Source organism: Streptomyces sp. BE20, from assembly GCF_036322525.1.
GTDB lineage: Bacteria > Actinomycetota > Actinomycetes > Streptomycetales > Streptomycetaceae > Kitasatospora.
Genome location: NZ_JAQYWW010000650.1, coordinates 1 through 2,720 on the forward strand (window position 1 = coordinate 1; position 2,720 = coordinate 2,720).

General features: G+C 71.2%; 1 protein-coding gene and 1 pseudogene. One reads left to right on the top strand and one right to left on the bottom strand.

Annotated features, from left to right (window positions below):
* Nucleotides 1-1,202: 1,202 nt before the first annotated feature.
* Complete coding sequence (locus tag PUR61_RS13875; RefSeq protein WP_329879127.1) at nucleotides 1,203-1,664, bottom strand: hypothetical protein; 462 nt, start codon at nucleotides 1,662-1,664, stop codon at nucleotides 1,203-1,205.
* A 707-nt stretch (nucleotides 1,665-2,371) separates the two neighbouring features.
* Between PUR61_RS13875 and PUR61_RS13880 the strand changes: the two are divergent.
* Nucleotides 2,372-2,720, top strand: a pseudogene (locus tag PUR61_RS13880) (M4 family metallopeptidase); the annotation flags it as partial.

A 2,720-nucleotide genomic window follows, 5' to 3' on the forward strand; every position in this document is an offset into this window, starting at 1 on the left:
ACATCACCAGCGTGAGCACGGACACCAGGACCGCACCCACGGCCACGGTCCAGGAAAGCTGTATCGGGGTCAGGTTCATAACGGATCGGCCTCGCTGTGGGAATTGAAGGACAGGTCTGATCATCCGAAAAGCGTGGGACCCTAAGGCAGGAGACCGAACAGCGCCGATCTGTCGGTGAGTTCAGGGTTCTGTGCTCGGGCCGGCCGCAGGCTCCGGGCCGGGTGGTTCGGAGGCCTGAGGGAGGTCCTGCGCGGCCGCATCCGGCCTGGGCCCGGCCGTTCCGCTCGGATGTGTTCGGTGCGGTGCGGGATAGTCCGGCGAGAACGGCGGTGGCCGTCATGGCACGCCAGGCCTCGACACCTCCCCTCCACGGGCGGGCCCCCGGCAGCGTCCGGGCCCGGCGAAGGCCGCTGCACACGGGGCGGCGGCGCCACTCGACGCCGCGTCGGGTGATCACCACCACCCCGGCTCGGGGCCGCGGCGGTGTCCACCGCAGCTCGTGGACCGGCCTCGTCACCGGGGACGGTGGCAGTGGCGGTGGCGGGGTCAGGCTGTCCCACAGTTCTCCTCGGGGCGTGCGGGTGACTCGTGTCCGTGGTGCGGCGACGCCCGTCCAGGACGGCCGGCCGTCGGCGATACGCGGAGGAAGAGTCCGGGGCGGCGCCACCGTCCCGAGGCTTCGCCAATCCGTTACGGAAGTGACTCCTGAGGATCTGGGGTACCGAGGCTCGGGCCGGTGCCGACTCCGAAACCCAAGGGGCGTCCGCTGTTTGCCCTCACCACCCTCACCCGCTCCGAGGGCTCGCCCGTCGCCGCACTCGTCACCGGGATGCCGGAGAGCATCGAAATCCGACCGGCACGCACTCCGCCCGATTCGACCGGACGGCCCTCCCCCGCCACCTGGCCCTGACGAGCGGCCGTGGCGACGGCCCGGCGGACGCGCCGATCGGCGGCTTCGCGCACCCACGCGCCGTGGGGGCGCCGGGACAACGGTCACGGAACCTCCGGGGCGGTGCACAGACCGCTCGAACCGGCCACCCGTAGGGACCGCCCGGATGTCGGTCCACTCCGCCAGGGTCTCGACGATGGCGAGGCCACGGCCGCGTCCCTCCGGATCGACGCCGGAGGCACTCGGCACGGCACCCGCATGAGAGCCGCTCTCGAACGGGCGTCGGCAGGCCCCCGCTGCACACCCGGACAGTCACCTCCGAGGTGACGAACCATCGAGCCCGAAGTAGGAGCGGGCCGCGGGCACGTACATCAGCACCTGTCCGACCACCGGGGGGACCACGAGGACGGTGATCGTCGCCGTAGCGGAGTCGGCATCTCCGTACAGTGCAGCGACGGCCACCAAACCGACCCCGGCGCACAGGCCCATGACGGTGAGGACGGTCAGAACCGCCCTGGCCCTCCGTCGGCCGGCGCGGGCCGCGCGGGCCACGGCGACGAACGCTCCCAGCACCGCTACCGCAGGGAACAGGAGCACGAAGTCTCCCACCTCCAGCCCGATGCGGACCCGCTCCGAGAAAACCGCCGCCAGCGCGACCCCTCCCGCGAACGCGATCAACAACCACAGCCGGAAGGACCAGCGCACCGCACCAGGAACCGGCGGGACGGCAGGGTCGCGGCTCAGACGGTCAGAAGGGGTCATGCGGGCGGTCATGCGGGTGTCCTCCACGGGATTTCGTGCGGCGGCGTGCCGGCGGCGCACCCGCGTCCGGTCAAGGGTGGAACGGCGCGTCCACCGAGCGACGGGCCTCGGAGATCGAACCGTCTCGCCCCTCCGAGCGAACACGCGCGAACGTGTTCGAATTGAACGGGTTCAAATATAGCCCTTCCAGAGTCGGCCGCGAGCCAGGAGTCCACCAGGACACGGCTCCGCGGACCGGTGAGCGGCGATCGGATCCGGCCAATGAAGCAGGTCAAGGTGGCGGGTTCCGTCGCAGACCAGAACACGGGTGTCGCGGGCGCCAGAAGGAACCCGCCGGTCCGGCCACACCCGGGCAAATCGACAGGTGACCGAATGCCACCCCTCCGACCCCACAATCGCTCATGTTCAAACACGATCTCGAACTTGATGGCTACTATTCCACCACTGCCTCCCCGGGATCCGCTCCGGGAGCGTTGACGCTGCATGCAGCCTCGACACCGGACTCCCTGCCGCTGCCGCCAGGGCCGCCTGTCGCCACATGAATGTCATGCCCATGACTTGATGGTGTTCTGCATGCCGCCCCCTGCACCGTCCAGAGCCGCAGCGGCCCCGCCCGGCGTCCCACCTGACGCACCACCGGCTGGCCGTTCGCTGCGCCGCACCCTGCGGCGCGGACCCGTGCCCGTCCGCACCAGCGGTCGGCAGGCAAAGGAGTGCCCGTGTCCCGCCAAGCTCCCCTGCACAGTCTCGCCGCGCTCGCCGTCACCACAGTCCTGCTGGTGACCGGCGCCCCGGTGGTCGCCGCTCAGGAGGTGTCCCCCACCCCGGCCGCGGCCGACCGGCAGGGCGCAACCGTCGCCCGATACCTCGGGCTCGCTCCCCAGGAGAAGCTCGTCGCCAAGGACGCCGTCCTCGACCCGGACGGCTCCCGGCACCTGCGCTACGAACGGACCTACTCCGGGCTCCCCGTCCTGGGCGGCGACCTCGTGGCGCACCAGGCCCCGAACGGAACCCTGCGCGGTGTCGACCGCGCGTCCGACGCACCCCTGACCGGCCTGAACACCTCAC